Genomic DNA, 1,277 nt, shown 5'->3' with positions numbered 1-1,277 from the left:
GCCCGGCCTTGACCGCTATCACTCATTTGAAAAAGAGCTAAAAGGATAAAAACAAAAAGAAAAGTTAATGATTATCAGTGATTTATATTTAAATTGAAGGGAAAGGATTATTCATGGAAGGTATTGTTAGGCTTAGTTTAGATTAATCCCAAGTCCTTCATTTTTTTTGTAAATTCCTCTAACTTCTGAGTTGTTTGTTCTAATTCCTTAGCACTTAATGGCTTTTCTGTTCTCTCCTTAGTACTTAAATAGTCTTCAAGGGCAGATTTTTGACCAAATATAAATCTTTCTGCCTGTTGCATTTGCTCATAATTGGAAGTTAGTTTTTGACTTTCACACATTGAGCCTTTAGTCTCGTTCCTGAAAATTGTATTTCTAGTCTCCTTATCTCCATTAGGCATTATCATAAGTACATGTTTAGAATCAAGGGGAACTTTCAATAAATTGGAAGGGTCAAATGGCATTACATGGTTATACTTAATATTGGAGGCTCTTACTGGATTATCGCTAGTAATAAATTGTGCATTATCCTCTCCAAGCTTAGACACAACAATGCCATCAAAGTTATTAATACGTAAACCGATGAGCTTAAAAGCAGTTTCAAGTTGAGTCATTACCATATGTGGCTGTTGTTCTGAAGAATATTCAGTGGTTAATTGCTCAAGACTTTTACCTTCAATGGATATATTTTGTTTTTCAAACGTAAAGTAGTTTTTCCCAGTTTGTTCGCACAATGAGTAAGCTTTTCGAAAAACTTCATGCATAAAGTCTTTATGTTGGTTTAACCACTTAGCTGTTCTGTAAAACATGGTAATAACTGTTGAGATGACTAATTCTCTCTGTTCGTCAGTAATAGTTTTTTGCTTTGGATTGGTAAGAAGTTCATATATATCATCATAGTGTTTCTCAAGTTCATCAGAATAAAATTTTTCGATGGCCATTTTTTGTTGCACCGTATTACCTGGAAGGGTGTATAGGTGCTTTTCTAATGCTACATTTTTAATATTAGACTCAAATATTTTATCAGATGTTTTTTCAAGACGTGGTAATGCATGAATAAAGTGTTCTTCTCCATTCAAGCTGCCAAAATGCTTCAAATATGTGCGAGGTACAAAATGTTGCCTTTTTACTAGTTCTGCCATGTCGTACAATTAAGCCTAACGTTCGATGTATGAGTTTGTGGCGGATTATCGTGCCGATTTCGCGTCCGATAGGACAGTGAAATCCAGCGAGAATCCGGCGCTTGAGCTGACTCTACAGCCGCCATAACTTTATAG

General features: G+C 35.1%; 1 protein-coding gene. It reads right to left on the bottom strand.

What is annotated here, in order from left to right:
• Positions 1-137: 137 nt before the first annotated feature.
• Positions 138-1,142: a DUF4238 domain-containing protein gene (locus OO013_RS20070; RefSeq protein ID WP_266058915.1), complete on the bottom strand. Its 1,005-nt coding sequence runs from the start codon at positions 1,140-1,142 to the stop codon at positions 138-140.
• Positions 1,143-1,277 lie beyond the last annotated feature (135 nt).

Source organism: Mangrovivirga halotolerans (genome assembly GCF_026241165.1).
GTDB classification, from domain to species: Bacteria; Bacteroidota; Bacteroidia; order Cytophagales; family Cyclobacteriaceae; genus Mangrovivirga; species Mangrovivirga halotolerans.
The sequence above is the reverse complement of the archived record's forward strand: the minus strand, read 5'-3'. Positions and strand labels throughout refer to the sequence as shown.

What these genes read in the sequence shown, in the direction of transcription:
- OO013_RS20070 (WP_266058915.1), bottom strand. Translation starts at nt 1,142, where the DNA reads ATGGCAGAACTAGTAAAAAGGCAACATTTTGTACCTCGCACATATTTG.